Origin of the sequence: Micromonospora sp. WMMD980, assembly GCF_029626035.1 — a bacterium.
Taxonomy (GTDB): domain Bacteria; phylum Actinomycetota; class Actinomycetes; order Mycobacteriales; family Micromonosporaceae; genus Micromonospora.
Genome location: NZ_JARUBE010000003.1, coordinates 5,408,263 through 5,424,047 on the forward strand (window position 1 = coordinate 5,408,263; position 15,785 = coordinate 5,424,047).

16 protein-coding genes and 1 pseudogene are annotated in these 15,785 nt (G+C 73.0%); 5 read left to right on the plus strand and 12 right to left on the minus strand.

Annotated elements, in window-relative coordinates; translation table 11 throughout:
• Positions 1-52 precede the first annotated feature (52 nt).
• A complete protein-coding gene (gene fbaA / locus O7618_RS25450; RefSeq protein WP_278108656.1) occupies positions 53-1,075 on the minus strand; it encodes a class II fructose-bisphosphate aldolase in 1,023 nt (340 codons plus the stop codon).
• 132 nt (positions 1,076-1,207) lie between these two features.
• Positions 1,208-1,591: a phage holin family protein gene (locus O7618_RS25455; protein ID WP_278108657.1), complete on the minus strand. Its 384-nt coding sequence runs from the start codon at positions 1,589-1,591 to the stop codon at positions 1,208-1,210.
• Positions 1,592-1,727: 136 nt separating this feature from the next.
• Here O7618_RS25455 and O7618_RS25460 point away from each other — a divergent pair, with 136 nt between their 5' ends.
• The 5 genes from O7618_RS25460 (at position 1,728) to O7618_RS25480 (ending at position 8,677) form a co-directional block, all read left to right on the plus strand.
• Positions 1,728-1,937, plus strand: a complete 210-nt coding sequence (locus O7618_RS25460; protein ID WP_278108658.1) for a hypothetical protein — start codon at positions 1,728-1,730, stop codon at positions 1,935-1,937.
• 120 nt (positions 1,938-2,057) lie between these two features.
• Positions 2,058-3,614, plus strand: a complete 1,557-nt coding sequence (locus O7618_RS25465; protein WP_278108659.1) for an LPXTG cell wall anchor domain-containing protein — start codon at positions 2,058-2,060, stop codon at positions 3,612-3,614.
• Between the two features lie 218 nt (positions 3,615-3,832).
• Positions 3,833-5,302 (plus strand): 3' terminal RNA ribose 2'-O-methyltransferase Hen1, encoded by a 1,470-nt coding sequence (locus O7618_RS25470; protein ID WP_278108660.1) that lies wholly within the window; start codon positions 3,833-3,835, stop codon positions 5,300-5,302.
• Entirely contained in the window at positions 5,299-7,815 is a 2,517-nt protein-coding gene (locus tag O7618_RS25475) for a polynucleotide kinase-phosphatase (protein WP_278108661.1), read from the plus strand. Before O7618_RS25470 ends, O7618_RS25475 begins: the two co-directional genes overlap by 4 nt.
• Before the next feature lie 79 nt (positions 7,816-7,894).
• A complete protein-coding gene (locus O7618_RS25480; protein ID WP_278110147.1) occupies positions 7,895-8,677 on the plus strand; it encodes a DedA family protein in 783 nt (260 codons plus the stop codon).
• A 217-nt stretch (positions 8,678-8,894) separates the two neighbouring features.
• Here the strand turns inward: O7618_RS25480 and O7618_RS25485 are convergent, their stop codons facing one another.
• The 10 genes and pseudogenes from O7618_RS25485 to O7618_RS25530 form a co-directional block, all read right to left on the minus strand.
• On the minus strand, positions 8,895-9,272 hold the full coding sequence (locus O7618_RS25485; RefSeq protein WP_007073957.1) for a metalloregulator ArsR/SmtB family transcription factor: 378 nt from the start codon (positions 9,270-9,272) through the stop codon (positions 8,895-8,897).
• A gap of 57 nt (positions 9,273-9,329) precedes the next feature.
• Positions 9,330-9,869: an orotate phosphoribosyltransferase gene (gene pyrE / locus O7618_RS25490; RefSeq protein ID WP_278108662.1), complete on the minus strand. Its 540-nt coding sequence runs from the start codon at positions 9,867-9,869 to the stop codon at positions 9,330-9,332.
• Between the two features lie 156 nt (positions 9,870-10,025).
• A complete protein-coding gene (locus O7618_RS25495; RefSeq protein ID WP_278108663.1) occupies positions 10,026-10,835 on the minus strand; it encodes an SDR family oxidoreductase in 810 nt (269 codons plus the stop codon).
• Positions 10,832-11,611 carry a hypothetical protein gene (locus O7618_RS25500; RefSeq protein WP_278108664.1) on the minus strand — a complete coding sequence of 260 codons (780 nt, stop codon included), beginning with the start codon at positions 11,609-11,611 and terminating at the stop codon, positions 10,832-10,834. Before O7618_RS25500 ends, O7618_RS25495 begins: the two co-directional genes overlap by 4 nt.
• A gap of 72 nt (positions 11,612-11,683) precedes the next feature.
• A complete protein-coding gene (locus O7618_RS25505) occupies positions 11,684-12,460 on the minus strand; it encodes a hypothetical protein (protein ID WP_278108665.1) in 777 nt (258 codons plus the stop codon).
• 67 nt (positions 12,461-12,527) lie between these two features.
• Positions 12,528-12,797 (minus strand): annotated as a pseudogene (locus O7618_RS25510) (hypothetical protein); the annotation flags it as partial.
• Positions 12,737-12,946, minus strand: coding sequence for a hypothetical protein (locus tag O7618_RS25515; protein ID WP_278108666.1), 210 nt, complete (start codon positions 12,944-12,946; stop codon positions 12,737-12,739). The pseudogene O7618_RS25510 and the gene O7618_RS25515, both read right to left, overlap by 61 nt.
• Before the next feature lie 10 nt (positions 12,947-12,956).
• Entirely contained in the window at positions 12,957-14,525 is a 1,569-nt protein-coding gene (locus tag O7618_RS25520; RefSeq protein ID WP_278108667.1) for a polyamine aminopropyltransferase, read from the minus strand.
• Positions 14,522-15,355 carry a hypothetical protein gene (locus tag O7618_RS25525; protein ID WP_278108668.1) on the minus strand — a complete coding sequence of 278 codons (834 nt, stop codon included), beginning with the start codon at positions 15,353-15,355 and terminating at the stop codon, positions 14,522-14,524. The genes O7618_RS25520 and O7618_RS25525 overlap by 4 nt, the downstream gene beginning before the upstream one ends.
• The gene (locus O7618_RS25530; protein ID WP_278108669.1) at positions 15,355-15,777 is read right to left on the minus strand and encodes a DUF350 domain-containing protein; all 423 of its coding nucleotides are present in this window, start codon (positions 15,775-15,777) and stop codon (positions 15,355-15,357) included. The genes O7618_RS25525 and O7618_RS25530 overlap by 1 nt, the downstream gene beginning before the upstream one ends.
• Positions 15,778-15,785: the final 8 nt, after the last annotated feature.

Below are 15,785 nucleotides of genomic sequence, written 5' to 3' on the forward strand. Positions count from 1 at the left end.
CTCCTATTAACAGACGCGTTAATAGGGGGCCCCTCCTTACCCGCGAAGCGGGTCACTTCATCCGGGTGCCGGTGGAGCGCAGGTGCTCGCAGGCCTCGACCACGCGGGCGGCCAGGCCGGCCTCGGCCAGCTTGCCCCACGCCCGCGGGTCGTACTGCTTCTTGTTGCCGACCTCGCCGTCGATCTTCAGCACGCCGTCGTAGTTGCGCAGCATGTGGTCCGCGACCGGGCGGGTGAAGGCGTACTGGGTGTCGGTGTCGATGTTCATCTTCACCACGCCGTAGTCCAGCGCCTCCCGGATCTCCTCCAGCAGCGAGCCGGAGCCGCCGTGGAAGACCAGGCTGAGCGGCTTGTCCTTGCCGTACTTGGCGCCGACCGCGTCCTGGATCTGCTTGAGCACCTCGGGGCGGAGCTTGACGTTGCCCGGCTTGTAGACGCCGTGCACGTTGCCGAAGGTCAGCGCCGCCATGTAGCGGCCCTTCTCGCCCAGGCCGAGCGCCTCGACCATGGCCAGACCGTCGTCGACGGTGGTGTAGAGCTTGTCGTTGATGGCGTTCTCGACGCCGTCCTCCTCGCCACCGACGACGCCGACCTCGATCTCCAGGACGATCTTGCCCTTGGCGGCCTCGGCGAGGAGCTGCTCGGCGATCTGCAGGTTCTCCGCCACCGGCACGGCCGAGCCGTCCCACATGTGCGACTGGAACAGCGGCTCCTGGCCGTTCTTGACCCGCTCCTGGGAGATGGCCATCAGCGGCCGGACGAACTTGTCCAGCTTGTCCTTCGGGCAGTGGTCGGTGTGCAGCGCGATGTTCACCGGGTAGTTCTTGGCGACCTCGTGCGCGTACGCGGCGAACGCCGTCGCGCCGGTCACCATGTCCTTGACCGACGGGCCGGAGAGGTATTCCGCGCCGCCGGTGGAGACCTGGATGATGCCGTCGCTCTCCGCGTCGGCGAAACCCTTGAGCGCCGCGTTCAGCGTCTGGGAGGAGGTCACGTTGATCGCGGGGTACGCGTACCGGCCGGCCTTGGCCCGGTCCAGCATCTCCGCGTAAGCCTCGGGGGAAGCGATGGGCATGTCGAACGCTCCTTACTTACCGCTCTCGGCCGTGCAGGCCGCCGTCTTTCCTCGGGTGCGCCGGACCGCGCTGTCCACCGCGGGAAGTATCCCGTAGGAGCGAACGCGAGGCACAACCGACCCGGGCACCGCTCACCGCTTGTCCAGCCGGTCCGGCACGGCGACGCTGATCAGCCAGCTCACCACCGACACCACGATGGCCCCCCAGAACGCAGCCCAGAAGCCGTCCACGTGGAACGGCAGCTTCAACAGGCCGGCGATCCAGTCGGTGAGCAGGAACAGCAGGGCGTTCACCACGAGCGCGAACAGGCCGAGCGTGAGCAGGTAGAACACGCAGCCGAACACCTTGATGAGCGGCTTGAGCACCGCGTTAACCACGCCGAAGACGAGCGCCACCACGATCAGCGTGAACACGGTGTTGCCACCGTTGCGACCGGTCACCTCCACGCCGGGCACGATCAGCGTCGCGACCCACAGTGCGACCGCGGTGATCGCCAGCCGGATCAGGAAGCCCACGCCTCCATCCTGGCACCGGCCGCCGCCCCCGGAGGGGACAATCGCCGACTCCGCCGTTCGCCCGGCTCCGAGCGGTGGCCCGGACCAGCCCGTACGGTGGTGTGCAGGACGCCCGCACGAGACGCAGGGAGGGACGATGGGTCAGCCCGACGAGGACTTCACCCCGAGCGACCACCTCGCTCCGGAGGAGCGGGATCCCGAGGCGGAGCCGGCCGACGCGGTCGAGCAGGCCGCCACGGTCACCGACGACGCCGACGGGGAGCCGCACCGGGGCCTGGAGGTCGACGACTGGGACGCCATGGAGCAGGCCCGGGTGGTCACCGCCGACGAGGACGACTACCGCTGACCGGCCCGGCGAAGTCGATCAACCGTTCGGTCAATGTTCGGCATGCGGGACAGCAGGTGGATTAAGGAATCCTTAAGCTCCACGGGCTCCACCTGATCACCCCCACGGGAGGACCCCCGCATGCTCAGCAACTCCACCCGGCGTTGGTTCGCCGGGTTGGGCGTCGTAGGCGCGTTCGTCGCCGCCTCCGCCACTCCCGCGCTCGCCGCCCCGCCCGCGCTCCCCGAACCGCCCGCGGACGACCTGCTGCTCTACGCCAACGACGCGATCGTCGCGCCGGGCGGTCCGGCCAAGGCGGTCACCCTCTACGCCTTCACCGAGGCGCTGCCCAGGGACGTCACCGTCACCGTCGACCACCGCGCGGTCGACGCCTTCGCCGACGTCACCCTGACCGACCGGATGCCCGGGTGCGCGGACACCGCGGGCGTCCTCACCTGCCAACTCAAGGGCGCCGACGTCATCGACTACGTGCTCGACCTGACCGTCAAGGCGAAGGACGGGGCCGCGGAGGGCACCAAGGGCGACCTGCTGCTGAGCCTGGCGCCCAAGGGCGGCAAGGCGGTCAGCACGCGGTCGACCGTGGAGATCGGCGAGGGCGTGGACCTTCGGGCGCCGGAGCGGCTCGGCCTGACCGGCGCCCCGGGCGCCACGGTCCGGACCCCGCTCGGCGTGGCGAACATCGGCGACCGTGCCGTGCACGGGACGGTGCTGCTGCTGGCCACCATGCCGACGCTGACGCCGACCACGAGCTACCGCAACTGCTCCTCGGTCGTCGACTTCGGCTCGACGTTGACCGTGTGCCGCTTCGACGACGACATCCCGGCGGGTGCGGCCCGGCAGCTCGACAGCTCCTCGGCCCTGAAGATCGCCGGTGACGCCTGGGCACCGAGCCGCCAGTACGGTTCGGCCTTCTGGTTCACCGGTGCGGACTTCGAGGAGTTCGCCGCGGACGTCCTGCCGGCGGACGGCTGGCAGCCGGGCAGCGGGGCCGCGCTCACGCTGGTGCCGGCGCCGTCCGCGCAGGCCAGGTCGCTGCGGCAGACCGACAACGACCCGACCAACAACGTCACGTCCGTCGAGGTCGACGTGACCGGCAACCAGCGGGCCGATCTCGCCGCCACCGGCGCCGAACTGCCGGGTACGCCCGGCCGCACGGTCACCGCCGAGGTCGGTTTCGTGAACAACGGCCCGGCGATGGCCAACACCTTCACGCCGGGCGAGGTCGTCACGATCGCCCAGGTGACCGTTCCGGCCGGTGTCAAGGTCGTCAAGGCTCCCGAGGGATGCTCGCCGGGCACCCTTGAGGAGCCGACCGGCGGCTACGGCGAGCCGGGCGCGCGCGTCTACTCCTGCGAGTGGTACGACGTGCTGCACAAGGGTGACGCGGCGGTCTTCGCCTTCGGCCTGAAGATCGTCGAGGCGGGCGGCGCGCCGGGCAAGGTGGAGCTGCGTCACTTCGACCTCGGCGACAAGGGCCAGGTCGCCGACCTGAACCCGAAGAACGACACCGCCGCGCTGGTCGTCGCCGCCGCGGAGGGCGGCCAGGGTGGCGGCGGCACGCTGCCGATCACCGGTTCGTCCACCGGCCTGATCGCCGGAGTCGGCGTGCTGCTGCTCGCCGGCGGCGCCGCGGGCTACGTGGTCTCCCGCCGCCGCCGGACCCACTTCGTCGCCTGACCCGAGAACCACAAGGTGCCCCGCCGACCCGAGGTCGGTGGGGCACCGCCCTATCCACCCCAACCCCAGCAGCAGCACGGGTAGCGACGAAGGCCGACCCAGGCAGGTTTCCGGGGGAGCCCGACCCGCTCAGGGGATCAAGCCTGACCGCCCGGAGCGGGTCGGGCTCCCCGGAAACCCCCACGACAGACGAAGCAAGAGCAAGGAACATCAACCACGTGCTGCTGACCCTCACCACGACCCACCGCCCCGCCACCGACCTCGGCCACCTGCTCGTCAAGCACCCGGACCGCGTGCAGAGCTTCGACCTGCCCGCCGGCGCCGCGCACGTGTTCTATCCCGAGGCGGGCGAGGCGCGGTGCACGGCGGCGCTGCTGGTCGAGGTGGATCCGCTGAAGCTGGGCGGTGGCCGGGGCCGCCGGCAGGCGACCGCGCCGGAGAGCTTCACCCTCGGGCAGTACGTCAACGACCGCCCGTACGCGGCCTCCAGCCTGCTCTCGTCGGCGCTGGCCAAGGTGTTCCGCTCGGCGCTGCGCGGCGAGTCCCGGGACCGGCCCGAGCTGGCCGCCACCTCGATCCCGCTGACCGTCCGGGTGCCGGTGCTGCGCTGCCGTGGCGGCGCCGACCTGGCGGTACGGGTGTTCGCGCCGCTCGGCTGGACGGTGACGGCCACCCCGATCCCGCTCGACGAGTCGTACCCGGAGTGGGGCGACAGCCGCTACGTCGACCTGACGCTCGCCGGTTCGCTTCGGCTCGCCGACGCCCTCAACCACCTGTACGTCCTGCTGCCGGTGCTCGACGACGCGAAGCACTACTGGGTGGCACCGGACGAGGTGGACAAACTGCTGCGGGCCGGCTCCGGCTGGCTGGCCGGGCACCCGGAGCGCGGTCTGATCATCCGTCGCTACCTGGCACACCGCCGGGCGCTGGCCGGCACGGCCCTGGCCCGCCTGACCGCGCTGTACCCGGCCGACGAGCCGCCCGCCGACGACAGCGTCGATCCGACCGCCGACGGGGCCGCCGTCCCGTCCCCAGCCGGTGCCGGGGCCACGGCGGCGCACCGGGCCCCGCTGGCGGTGCTCCGGCGCGAGGCGGTGCTCGCCGCGTTGCGCGACAGCGGCGCGAGCCGGGTGCTGGACCTGGGTTGCGGCGGCGGCGCGCTGCTCGCCGCGCTGGTGGCCGACCGGCGGTTCACCGAGGTGGTCGGCGTCGACGTCTCCGACCGGGCGCTCGGCCTGGCCGCCCGCCGGTTGCGGCTGGACCGGTTGCCGGAGCGGCAGCGGGAGCGGATCCACCTGCGCCAGTCGGCGCTGACCTACTCCGACGACCGGCTGCGCGGCTATGACGCGGCGGTGCTGATGGAGGTGGTCGAGCACCTCGACCCGCCCCGGCTGCCGGCGCTCCAGGACGCGGTGTTCGGTCACGCCCGACCCGGCACGGTGGTGGTGACCACGCCGAACGTGGAATACAACGTCCGCTACGAGGGGCTCGGGCCGGACCGGTTCCGGCACGCCGACCACCGGTTCGAGTGGACCCGGGCGGAGTTCGCCTGCTGGGTGGAGGGGGTGGCGGCGGCGCACGGCTACACCGCCACGATCACCGGTGTCGGCGACGCCGACCCGGAGGTGGGCTCGCCGACCCAGATGGCGGTCTTCACCCGCGACGACCGGAAGGAGACGGACCGATGACCGTGCTGGACATTCCCGAGCTGGCGCTGGTGGCGCTGGTCGGCGTCTCCGGCGCCGGCAAGTCGACGTTCGCCCGCCGGCACTTCGCGCCCAGCCAGGTGCTCTCGTCGGACATGTTCCGTGGGCTGGTCGCCGACGACGAGAACGACCAGGCCGCGTCCGCCGACGCCTTCGACGCGCTGCACCACGTGGCCGGCGTCCGGCTGCGGCGGGGCCGACTGACCGTGGTGGACGCGACCAACCTCCAGCCGCACGCCCGGGCCGGGCTGATCCGGGTGGCCCGGGAGCACGACGTGCTGCCGGCGGCGATCGTGCTGGACGTGCCGGAGGCGGTGGCCTGGGAACGCACCGAGGCGCGCGCCGACCGCACGCACGGCCGACCGGTGCTCACCCGGATGCGTCGTGACCTGCGGCAGTCGTACGGGCGGCTGGCGCGGGAGGGCTTCCGCAAGGTGCACGTGCTGCGCGGGGTGGAGGAGATCGACGCCGCCGAGGTCCGCTTCGAGAAGCTGTTCAACGACCGGCGGGAGCTGACCGGTCCGTTCGACGTGGTCGGCGACGTGCACGGCTGCCGCGCCGAGCTGGAGGCGCTGCTGTCCCGGCTCGGTTACGCGCTGCGCCGCGACGACGCCGGCCGCCCGGTGGACGCGACGCACCCCGCCGGGCGTACCGCGGTCTTCGTCGGTGACCTGGTGGACCGCGGCCCGGACTCGCCCGGTGTGCTCCGCCTGGTGATGGGCATGGTGGCGGCCGGGCACGCGATCTGCGTGCCCGGCAACCACGAGCAGAAGCTGCTGCGCAAGCTGCGCGGCCGGGACGTGCGGCTCACCCACGGCCTGGCCGAGACGATGGCGCAGCTCGCCGCGGAGCCGGCCGAGTTCGTCGCCGCGGCCGAGACGTTCATCGACGGGCTGGTCAGTCACTACGTGCTGGACGGTGGCCGGCTGGTGGTGGCGCACGCCGGGCTCAAGGAGGCCTACCACGGCCGGGCGTCCGGCCGGGTGCGGTCGTTCGCGCTGTACGGCGAGACGACGGGCGAGACCGACGAGTACGGCCTGCCGGTGCGCTACCCGTGGGCGCGCGACTACCGGGGCTCGGCCATGGTCGTCTACGGGCACACCCCGACGCCGGAGCCGGAGTGGGTCAACAACACCATCTGCCTGGACACCGGTTGCGTGTTCGGCGGAAGGTTGACCGCGCTGCGCTACCCGGAGCGGGAGCTGGTGGCGGTGCCGGCCGTGCGGGAGTGGTACGCGCCGGCCCGCCCGCTGGTCCCGCCGACCCCGACGCGGCCGGACACGGTGCTGGACCTGGCCGACGTGACCGGCCGCCGGCACCTCACCCACGCGTACGGGTCGCTGACCGTGCCGGCCGAGAACGCCGCCGCCGCGCTGGAGGTGATGAGCCGGTTCGCGGTCGACCCGGGCCGGCTGGTGTGGCTGCCGCCGACGATGGCGCCCTGCTCGACGTCGAGCGTGGACGGGTTCCTGGAGCACCCGGCGGAGGCGTTCGCCGACTACCGCGCGGCCGGTGTGGACCGGGTGGTCTGCGAGGAGAAGCACATGGGCTCGCGGGCCGTGGTGCTGGTGGAGCGGGAGCCGGGCCGGTTCGGCGGCGGCGTCGTGCACACCCGCACCGGTCGGCCGTTCTTCGGGTCTCCGCTCGACGAGGAGCTGCTGGCCCGGGTGCGCGCGGCGGTCACCACCGCCGGCCTCTGGGCCGAGCTGGACACCGACTGGCTCCTGCTCGACGCGGAGCTGCTGCCCTGGTCGGCGAAGGCCGCCGGGCTGATCCGCGAGCAGTACGCCGGGGTCGGCGCGGCCGGCCGGGCGGCGCTGCCCGCGGTGCTGGCCACCGTGGACGCCGCGGCCGGGCGCGGGCTGCCGGTGGACGGGCTGCGGGCCCGGATGGCCGAGCGGGCGGCCGAGGTGACCGCGTACTCGGCGGCCTACCGGGCGTACGTCGGGCCGACCGACGGGCTGCGCGGGGTGACGCTGGCGCCGTTCGCGGTGCTCGCCGGCGCCGGGGTGAGCTACGCGGACCGCGACCACGGCTGGCACCTGGCGTTGGCGGACCGGCTCCGGGCGGCCGACCCGGATTTCCTCACGGCGACCCGGCGGCTGGTGGTGGAGCTGGCCGACGAGACGGCGGTGACGGCCGCGACCGACTGGTGGCTGGCGCTCACCGCCGCCGGCGGCGAGGGCATGGTGGTCAAGCCGTACGCGGGCCTGGCCGCCCGTTCGCCGAAGGGCGCGCTGCTCCAGCCGGGGATCAAGTGCCGTGGGCGGGAGTACCTGCGGATCATCTACGGCCCCGGCTACACCGAGCCGGCGCAGCTCGCCGCGCTGCGCAAACGTTCGCTGGGTCGCAAGCGCGGGCTGGCCCTGCGCGAGCACGGCCTGGGCCTGGCCGCGCTGGACGCGCTGGACGCGGATGCGCCGCTCTGGCGTCGCCACGAGCTGGTCTTCGCGATCCTCGCCTGCGAGTCGGAGCCGGTAGACCCACGCCTGTGACCAGGTGGCCCGGTCCGCCGCGAGGCCGGACCGGGCCCGGGTACCCTTTGTGCCCGTGGACACCGCAGAGAAGACCCGGATGATCTCCGAGAACGTGGCGTTGAACCCGCTCGATCCCAAGGATCTCATCCACACCTTCGGGATGATCGGCGTCTGGGCGATCCTGTTCGCCGAGACCGGCCTGCTGGTCGGCTTCTTCTTCCCGGGTGACTCGCTGCTCTTCCTGGCCGGGGTGGCCGCCTCCCCGGTGGCGGACGCCATCTTCGGTGACGGCACCCGGCTCTCGCTGGCCGGTCTGATGGTCGGCGGCCCGATCTGCGCGATCGCCGGCGCCCAGCTCGGGCACTGGCTCGGCGCGCGCTACGGCCGGCGGATGTTCGACAAGCCCAACTCCCGCCTGTTCAAGCGGGAGTACGTGGCCAAGGCGGAGTACTACTTCCAGAAGTTCGGCCCGGCCAAGGCCGTGGTGCTGGCCCGGTTCATCCCGATCGTGCGGACGTTCCTCAACCCGGTGGCCGGGGTGCTCGGCATGCCGGCCCGGCAGTTCTTCGTGTGGAACGTGGTCGGCGCGGTCCTCTGGGTGGACGGCATCCTGCTGATCGGCTACCTGCTGGCCCGCCAGATCTACGACGCGATCGGCGACAAGATCGACCGGTACATCCTGCCGGTGGTCGCGCTGATCATCCTGATCTCGGTGCTGCCGATCTTCTTCGAGTTCCTCCGCGACCGGAGGGCGCGCAAGCGTGGCGAGGCGGTCGCGGTGATCGCCGCGGCGACCGCGGCGGGTGCGGTGGACGCGGTCCGGGACGCCGTCGACGGCGACGACCACCCGCACGGGCACGGCGGCCAGCACCGCCGCTGACCGGCACGGACGCCGAAGGCCGGCCCCCGGGTGGGGGCCGGCCTTCGCGCCTGTCCTGTCGGGTGACGGCAGCCGTCACCCGGTGCGACCGATGGCGCCACCCCTCGCACGCCACCGGTCCGGCCCGCATCCGGTCGGGACCGCCCGCCGGGTTCGGCGCGCGTGCCATCGCGCCGTGGCCTCGGCCGGCCGGCCCGTCGGAGGCCGGGCCGTGACGTCAGCGAGCCTTCTTGGTGGCCCGCTTCCGCGGCGGGGTGAGCAGATCCGCGATCGTCGCGATCGCGGTCGGCACCAGCCGGTAGTATGCCCAGACCCCACGCTTCTCCCGCTCCAGCAAGCCGGCCTCGGTGAGGATACGCAGGTGGTGGCTGACCGTCGGCTGCGAGAGGCCGAGCGGCGCGGTGAGGTCACACACGCACGCCTCCCCCTCGGGAGCCGACTGGATCAGGCTGAGCAGCCGCAGCCGGGCGGGGTCGGCGAGGGCCTTGAGGACCCCCGCCAGCCGCTCGGCGTCGGCGCGTTCGATCGGCTCGCCGGCAAGCGGCGAGATCTGAGGCATGGTCATTTCAGCCAACGCAGTTCCCACGTATTCCATCCTTCCACCAGCAGCATCGATCCGCCTGCATATCAGCAGATCCGAATCGGCAAACTTTTAGGCCACAAGGCCGAGGTCAGCCAACGTATAGGCCGCCCGATAAGGCAATCCGGCGGCTCGCACCGCGTCGCCGGCACCTCGATCAACAATAACCGCAACACCCACGACTTCCGCCCCGGCCTCACGCAACGCCTCGATGGCGGTCAACACACTTCCGCCGGTGGTCGAGGTGTCCTCCACCGCCAGGACGCGACGTCCGGCCACGTCCGGCCCTTCGATGCGACGCTGGAGGCCGTGCGCCTTGCCCTCCTTGCGGACCACGAAGGCGTCCAGCGGGCGGTCGGTGCCGGCCGAGGCGTGCAGCATCGCGACGGCCACCGGGTCGGCGCCCAGGGTCAGCCCGCCGACCGCGTCGTACGCCCAGTCCGCGGTGAGGTCGCGCATCACCCGGCCGATCAGCGGGGCGGCCTGGTGATGGAGCGTGACGCGACGCAGATCGACGTACCAGTCCGCTTCGCGGCCCGATGAGAGCACGACCCGACCGTGGACCACGGCCAGGTCAGTGATGAATTTACGCAGGTCGTCGTGGTCCCCCATGGCAACAGAGCGTACTTCGCGAGTCTGTGCGCCGTCCGTGGGGCCCACCTCGGTCAACCCTGCGGGCGACCGATGAGTGGCGATGCCCGGCTACGCTGCGCGACCGTCCATCCCGGTCCGCCACCGCGCGGGCCGACCGGCCCGGTCACGACCGGGTCAGTCGCGAGCCCGGTCGACCCGCCCGCGGGTGTCGCGCGTGAAGCGCCGCAGCAGCCGCTTCGGCGCGTGCCGCAGCCCGGCCACGGCCAGCTTGTACTTCCAGTCCGGAACGCTCACCAGCTTGCCTTTGCGCAGGTCAGCGAGGCCCTCCCCGACCACCTCGTCGGCCCGCAGCCAGGCCCAGGACGGCAGGCGCGACATGTCGATGCCGGCGCGTTCGTGATTGCCGGTGCGGGTGTAGCCGGGACAGAGCGCCATCACGCGCACACCGAGCGGCGCCACCGACTGACCGATCGATTCACTGAAATTCGTCACCCACGCCTTGCTGGCCGAGTAGGTCGATCCCGGCATGGGGACACCGAAACCTGCTACCGAAGAGACATTTATCACTGCCCCGTCGCCGCGTTCGATCATCGGGCCGAGCACCGCGTGGGTCAGCCGGAGCACCGCCAGCACGTTGAGCCGCAGCAGCCGGAACTCCTCCGGGACCGCCGAGCGGACGAACGGGGTGTTGAGGCTGATGCCGGCGTTGTTCACCAGGAGGTGCACCGGCGGCCCGTCGGTCAGCCGGCGCTCCACCACGGCGCAACCGTCGTCGGTGGACAGATCGGCCGGGATCGTCCGCACCTCGCCGCCGTGCCGCCCGGTCAGCTCCGTCGCCAGGGCATCGAGCCGGGCGAAGTCCCGGGCCACCAGCACCAGGTCCCAGCCGTCGGCGGCGAGCCGGCGTGCGAACGCCGCACCGATGCCCAGACTGGCGCCGGTGACCACGGCGCAGCGGCGGGCGGGCTGGGATGTGCCGGTCATGCGCGGTCCTCCGGAGGTGACGCCGGCCCGGGCGGGGTCAACGAAGGTCCGGCCGGCGCGGACGGCGACCCGGGCGGAGCGGACGCCGGTGGCGCCGACGGCGAGGTCAGGCCGGGCGGCAGGCCCCAGGGCGTCGGCCCGGCCACGGGAGCGCCGGATGCGGTCGTGCCGTAGCCGGTCGGCGGACCGGACGGCCTACCTGCCGGGGCCGGGTGGCGGTGCAGGAAGGCGTTCGCCGACGGCAGCGTGAGCAACGCGGCCACCACCAGGTAGCCGAGGATCTGCGCCACCGACAGCGCCGCGTTCACCGGGATCCACCAGGCCGGATACGCGTCGCCGACCAGCCCGAGCAGGTCGGCGGTGACCCGGTCGTCGGCACCGAGGCGCAGTGGGGCGGCTCGCTGCCCGACCAGCACCGCGAGCCCGCAGCAGCCGCAGAGCAGGCCCAGCCCGGCGACCACCCAGGTGGCGGTCCGCGCGCCGGGCCGACCGGAGCGCAGGCCGAGTGCGAGCCCGACCAGCAGCAGCGCGGCCAGCACGCCGAGCACGGCGGCCAGCACCGTCGAGCCACGCAGCAGGCCGGCCACCCGGTCGACGTCACCGCCGGTCGCGTCGGTTTCCGCCGCGGCGGCGCGGAACCTCCCGACCGTGCCGCCGGCCACCCCCAGGCTCGTCACCGCGTAAGCCAGGGCGCCGACCGCCATCAGCAGCAGCACCGCCACCGCCGCGACGACCGTGGCCGGCCGGCGGGGCGCGGCCCGATCGGGGTACGACACGACGGATCCCTCCGGTAGGCGTTGGCAAGCAACCTACTCGGAGGGATCGTCGGCGTCGCTGTTTTCCGGCGGTCAACTTCCGGGTGGCGGCTCCGGGTCACGCCGCTCGCCCGGCTGACCGGTCGGCCCGGCCGGCGGCTGGTCACCGGGGGGCGTGGCCGACGGGCCGGGCGTCGACGGGTACGCCGGGTCGCCCGAGTGGCCCGGGGGCGACGGGTAACCCGGCTCGGCGGACTGGCCCGGGGCCGACGGGTACGCGCCACCCGGGACCGGTGGCTCCCACGCCGCCTTCGGCTTGCGGAAGAACTCGTTCGCCTTGGGCAGCGCCAGCAGGATCAGCGCGCCCAGCAGGGCGACCAGCGCGACGACGCCGAGCAGCAGGCTGACCGGGGCGTACCAGGACGGCAGCGCGTCCTCCAGCCGGCGCTGGATCTCCTGCGTGCTGGGCAGGTCGCCGTTGCCGTTGCCGCCGTTGCCCATCATGCCGCCGGAGACGCCGTTGAGCAGGCTGCCACCGGTGCAGCAGAGCAGGATGCCACCGACCACCCAGGTGATGATCCGGGAGACGTTGCGCCCCCGGTTGTTCAGCAGCGCGAGCACGACCAGACCGATCGCGAGCAGCAGCGTCAGCACCGACGAGCCGATGGTGAAGGCGTACGCGAGGTCGCCGGCCGACTCGGCCGACGTGCCGGCGTACGCGTCCTTGAGCACGTCGCGGATCTTGCCGATGACGGCGAGCGTCACGATCAGGTTCAGCACCTGGATGACGGCGACGAGAATGAGCAGCCAACTGGAAAGCGTCACCACACTGGGACGCGCGCGGGGCGTGGTGCCCGGAGCATCGACCATGATTCTCCCTCCCTGGATCAGATGACCACCGTAGCGATGTCGGACCAGGTGGGCACGGTAGAAAGGCTCAGCGGTCGGCGGCGCGGCGCAGCCGCCGGTGTTCGGCGGTGACCACGCCGAGCAGCGCCAGGTCCAGCGCGACCGCGAAGACCGCGCCGAACTGGTTGACCGTGAAGTTGAAGACCTGCCCGAACAGCAGGTCGACCAACAGGGCCAGTTTGAACAGCCGGAACGCCTGCGTCCGGTCGCGGCGCAGCAGCCAGGCGGCCCGCAGGCTCAGCACGGCGGTGACCAGCGCGGTGGCGCTGACGCCGAGCACCGCGCCCCCAGCCCGCCGCCGCCGAGCTGCGGGTAGTCAGTGGCCCGGAGGTAGGCCCGGACGGCCAGCACGGTGACCACGCCGGAGAGCACGAACGCCTGGAGGTACGCGGCCGCGTCGATCGCCCGGGCCGGCAGCCGGCGGGCCAGCCGGTGGTGTGACCGCATGCCCCGGAACCTAGTAGCCGCGCCACTCCTCGCGCGCGTACTCCAGCACCCTGGGCTGCAACAACGTCGAGGCGGGCACGTCGGCCCGGCCCCGGTCGGCGGGGAACGTGGCGGCGGCGGCGAGCACCTCCGGGGTGAGGAAGCGCAGCGGCGGCGCGTCGGTGGGCAGCGCCAGCTCGGGCGCGCTGCCGCCGGGCGCGGCGAGCACGAAGCCCCAGTCGCCGAAGCTCGGCACGTCGACGTGGTAGGGCACGGTGGCGAAGCCCGCCTCCCGCACCGACCGCTCGACCGACCAGTACGACCGGGGCGCGAAGTAGGGCGACCCGGACTGCACGACGAGCCGCCCGCCGGGGGCCAGCACCGGACGGATCAGCGAGTAGAACTCGACAGTGTAGAGCTTCGCGGTGGCCGTCTCGTCCGGGTCGGGCAGGTCGGCGATCACCACGTCGAAGCGGCGCGTGGCGGTTCGCAGCCAGCCGAACGCGTCCAGGTTGAGCACCCGCACCCGTGGGTCGGTGAGCGACCGGCGGTTCAGGTCGCGCAGTTGCGGCTCGCTGCGGGCCAGCGCGACCACGGCCGGGTCGAGGTCGACGAGCGTCACCGACCGCACGTCCGGATATTTCAGGATCTCCCGGGCGGCGAGCCCGTCGCCGGCGCCGAGCACCAGCACGTCCCCGTGCGGCCCGCGCATCGCCGGATGCACCAGCGCCTCGTGGTAGCGGTATTCGTCGACGGAGCTGAACTGGAGGTCGCCGTTGAGGAACAGCCTCAGGTCGGTGTCGGTGTGGCCGACCTCCCGCACCGAACGGGTCAGCACGATCTCCTGGTAGCGGCTGCGCTCGGCGTGCACCACCGGGTCGCGGTAGAGCTGCTGGCGGGCGGTCACCTCGAAGTCTTGGGCGGTGACCCACGCGTACCCGAGCAGGAGCCCGACCACGACGGAGCCGGCGCACAGGCCCACCCGCGCCCGGCGGCCGAGTTCGTCGCGGAACACGGTGAACACCAGCGCGACGCCGGCGACCGCGTTCACCGCGCCGACCACCAGCGCGCCCTTGAGCTGGCCGAAGACCGGCATCAGCAGGAACGGGAAGGCCAGCCCGCCGAGCAGCGCGCCGACGTAGTCGGCGGCGAACAGGTCGGCCACCGCGCTGCCGGCGGACTGCTCCCGGATGCGTTGCAGCATCACCATCAGCAGCGGGATCTCCGCGCCGATCAGCAGGCCGAGCACGAACGCGGTGCCGACGAGCGCCGGGCCGTAGAGGTCGAGCCAGGCGAACGCCGCGTAGAGCCCGAGCACGCTGAGGCCACCGAGCAGCGCCAGGGTCAGCTCGATCACCGCGAACGCGGCCGCCGCCCGGGACTGCAACGGCTTCGCCACCAGCGCGCCGACGCCCATCGCGAAGACCATCACGCCGAGCACGATCGACGCCTGGCCGACCGCGTCGCCGATCAGGTAGCTGCCGAGCGCGACGAGCGCCAGCTCGTAGACCAGGCCGCAGGCCGCGCAGACGAAGACCGCGAGCAGGACCGCCGCGCGGGCGGCGCGCCACCGCGGCCGCGCGGGCACGTCGACGGTCACGCTTCCTCCCGGGTACGCCCGGCGACGCCCGCCCCGGGGCGCTGCGCGGTCACCGGTCCCCGAGGCTGCCGACCGCTCCCGCTCGGCGCGCCCGGCGCCGCGCCGCGACCCGGAGCGGTCGCCCGGCGGCGCTGCCGCACGCCCACCGTGATGAACAGCGCGGCGACCAGCAGCAGGACGGCGGCGGTGAGCAGCCAGCCCCAGCGGTCGCGCAGCAGGTCGTTGCCGGCGTCCGGCAGCGGGGCCGGCGTGCCGGACGGGGCCGGGGTCGCGGCGGTGGGTGCCGGATCGGCCAGGCCGACCTCGGCGGCGAGCAGCGGCAGCACGGTGGTCGCCCGGGTGATCGCCCAGCCGGGCTCGTCGACGAACGCGTCCGCGTCCAGCCCGAACCGGCCCAGCCCGGAGGCGATCGGGTAGAGGTCGGCCCGCTCGATGTCGGGGGAACCGTCGACGCCGATGCTCGCCGAGTCCTGCGACTCGCTGCTGGAGGAGGTGTAGCGGACGACGGCGGAGACCTCGATCCAGCGCGGGCAGCGCGGGTCGTCCCGCACCGGCGTCCCGTCGCCCAGGTTGGAGCCGACGCTGATCTCGGTGCTCCAGTCGTAGAGCCGCCAGCCGTAGCAGACGCCCTGGGCCTCGAACGCCGACGCCAGCAGCGGCACGGTGGCGGTGCGCTGCTCGGTCGTCGGCGCGGGCACGTCGGTGCTCTCGCCGCCGTTGACGATCCCGATGGCGCAGGGCACGCCGACGAACAGCCCGAGCACGACGGTCCAGACCACCGCCGTACCCCGTTTGTCCTTCGCCTTCGCGGTGGCGGCAGTCCCGGTCATCAGCTGATCGCGGCGGCGATGATCGCGCCGGTGGCGACGTGCACGGTGGCGGAGATCCAGACCGCCGGGTGCGGCTCCGGGTCGACCAGCAGCTCGCCGAGCTTGCCCGGGGTGGCCACGTCGAGCAGCACGAACGCCGCCGCCATGATCACCAGGCCGAGGATCCCGTACGCGGCGGCGCCGACCAGCCCGAGCGCGAAGTCGTCGTCGCTGGCCACGATCGCGGCGACCACCACGGTGCCGACGCCGAGCAGGTTGGAGGCGAGCAGCAGCGTGGCGTTTCGGTTTCGACCGGCCCAGATCAGCTCGTGGAGCTTGCCGGGGGTGGCCAGGTCGACGAGGAGGTAACCGACGGCCATCAGGACCACGCCGACCACGCCGTAGGCGAGGGTGACCAGCAGGTCGGTGACGAGATGCTCCACAGGGACTA

Coding starts and splice junctions, on each gene's coding strand:
- fbaA (WP_278108656.1), bottom strand. CDS start 1,075: ATGCCCATCGCTTCCCCCGAGGCTTACGCGGAGATGCTGGACCGGGCC.
- O7618_RS25460 (WP_278108658.1), top strand. CDS start 1,728: ATGGGTCAGCCCGACGAGGACTTCACCCCGAGCGACCACCTCGCTCCG.
- O7618_RS25465 (WP_278108659.1), top strand. CDS start 2,058: ATGCTCAGCAACTCCACCCGGCGTTGGTTCGCCGGGTTGGGCGTCGTA.
- O7618_RS25475 (WP_278108661.1), top strand. CDS start 5,299: ATGACCGTGCTGGACATTCCCGAGCTGGCGCTGGTGGCGCTGGTCGGC.
- O7618_RS25480 (WP_278110147.1), top strand. CDS start 7,895: ATGATCTCCGAGAACGTGGCGTTGAACCCGCTCGATCCCAAGGATCTC.
- O7618_RS25485 (WP_007073957.1), bottom strand. CDS start 9,272: ATGGAATACGTGGGAACTGCGTTGGCTGAAATGACCATGCCTCAGATC.
- pyrE (WP_278108662.1), bottom strand. CDS start 9,869: ATGGGGGACCACGACGACCTGCGTAAATTCATCACTGACCTGGCCGTG.
- O7618_RS25495 (WP_278108663.1), bottom strand. CDS start 10,835: ATGACCGGCACATCCCAGCCCGCCCGCCGCTGCGCCGTGGTCACCGGC.
- O7618_RS25505 (WP_278108665.1), bottom strand. CDS start 12,460: ATGGTCGATGCTCCGGGCACCACGCCCCGCGCGCGTCCCAGTGTGGTG.
- O7618_RS25515 (WP_278108666.1), bottom strand. CDS start 12,946: ATGCGGTCACACCACCGGCTGGCCCGCCGGCTGCCGGCCCGGGCGATC.
- O7618_RS25525 (WP_278108668.1), bottom strand. CDS start 15,355: ATGACCGGGACTGCCGCCACCGCGAAGGCGAAGGACAAACGGGGTACG.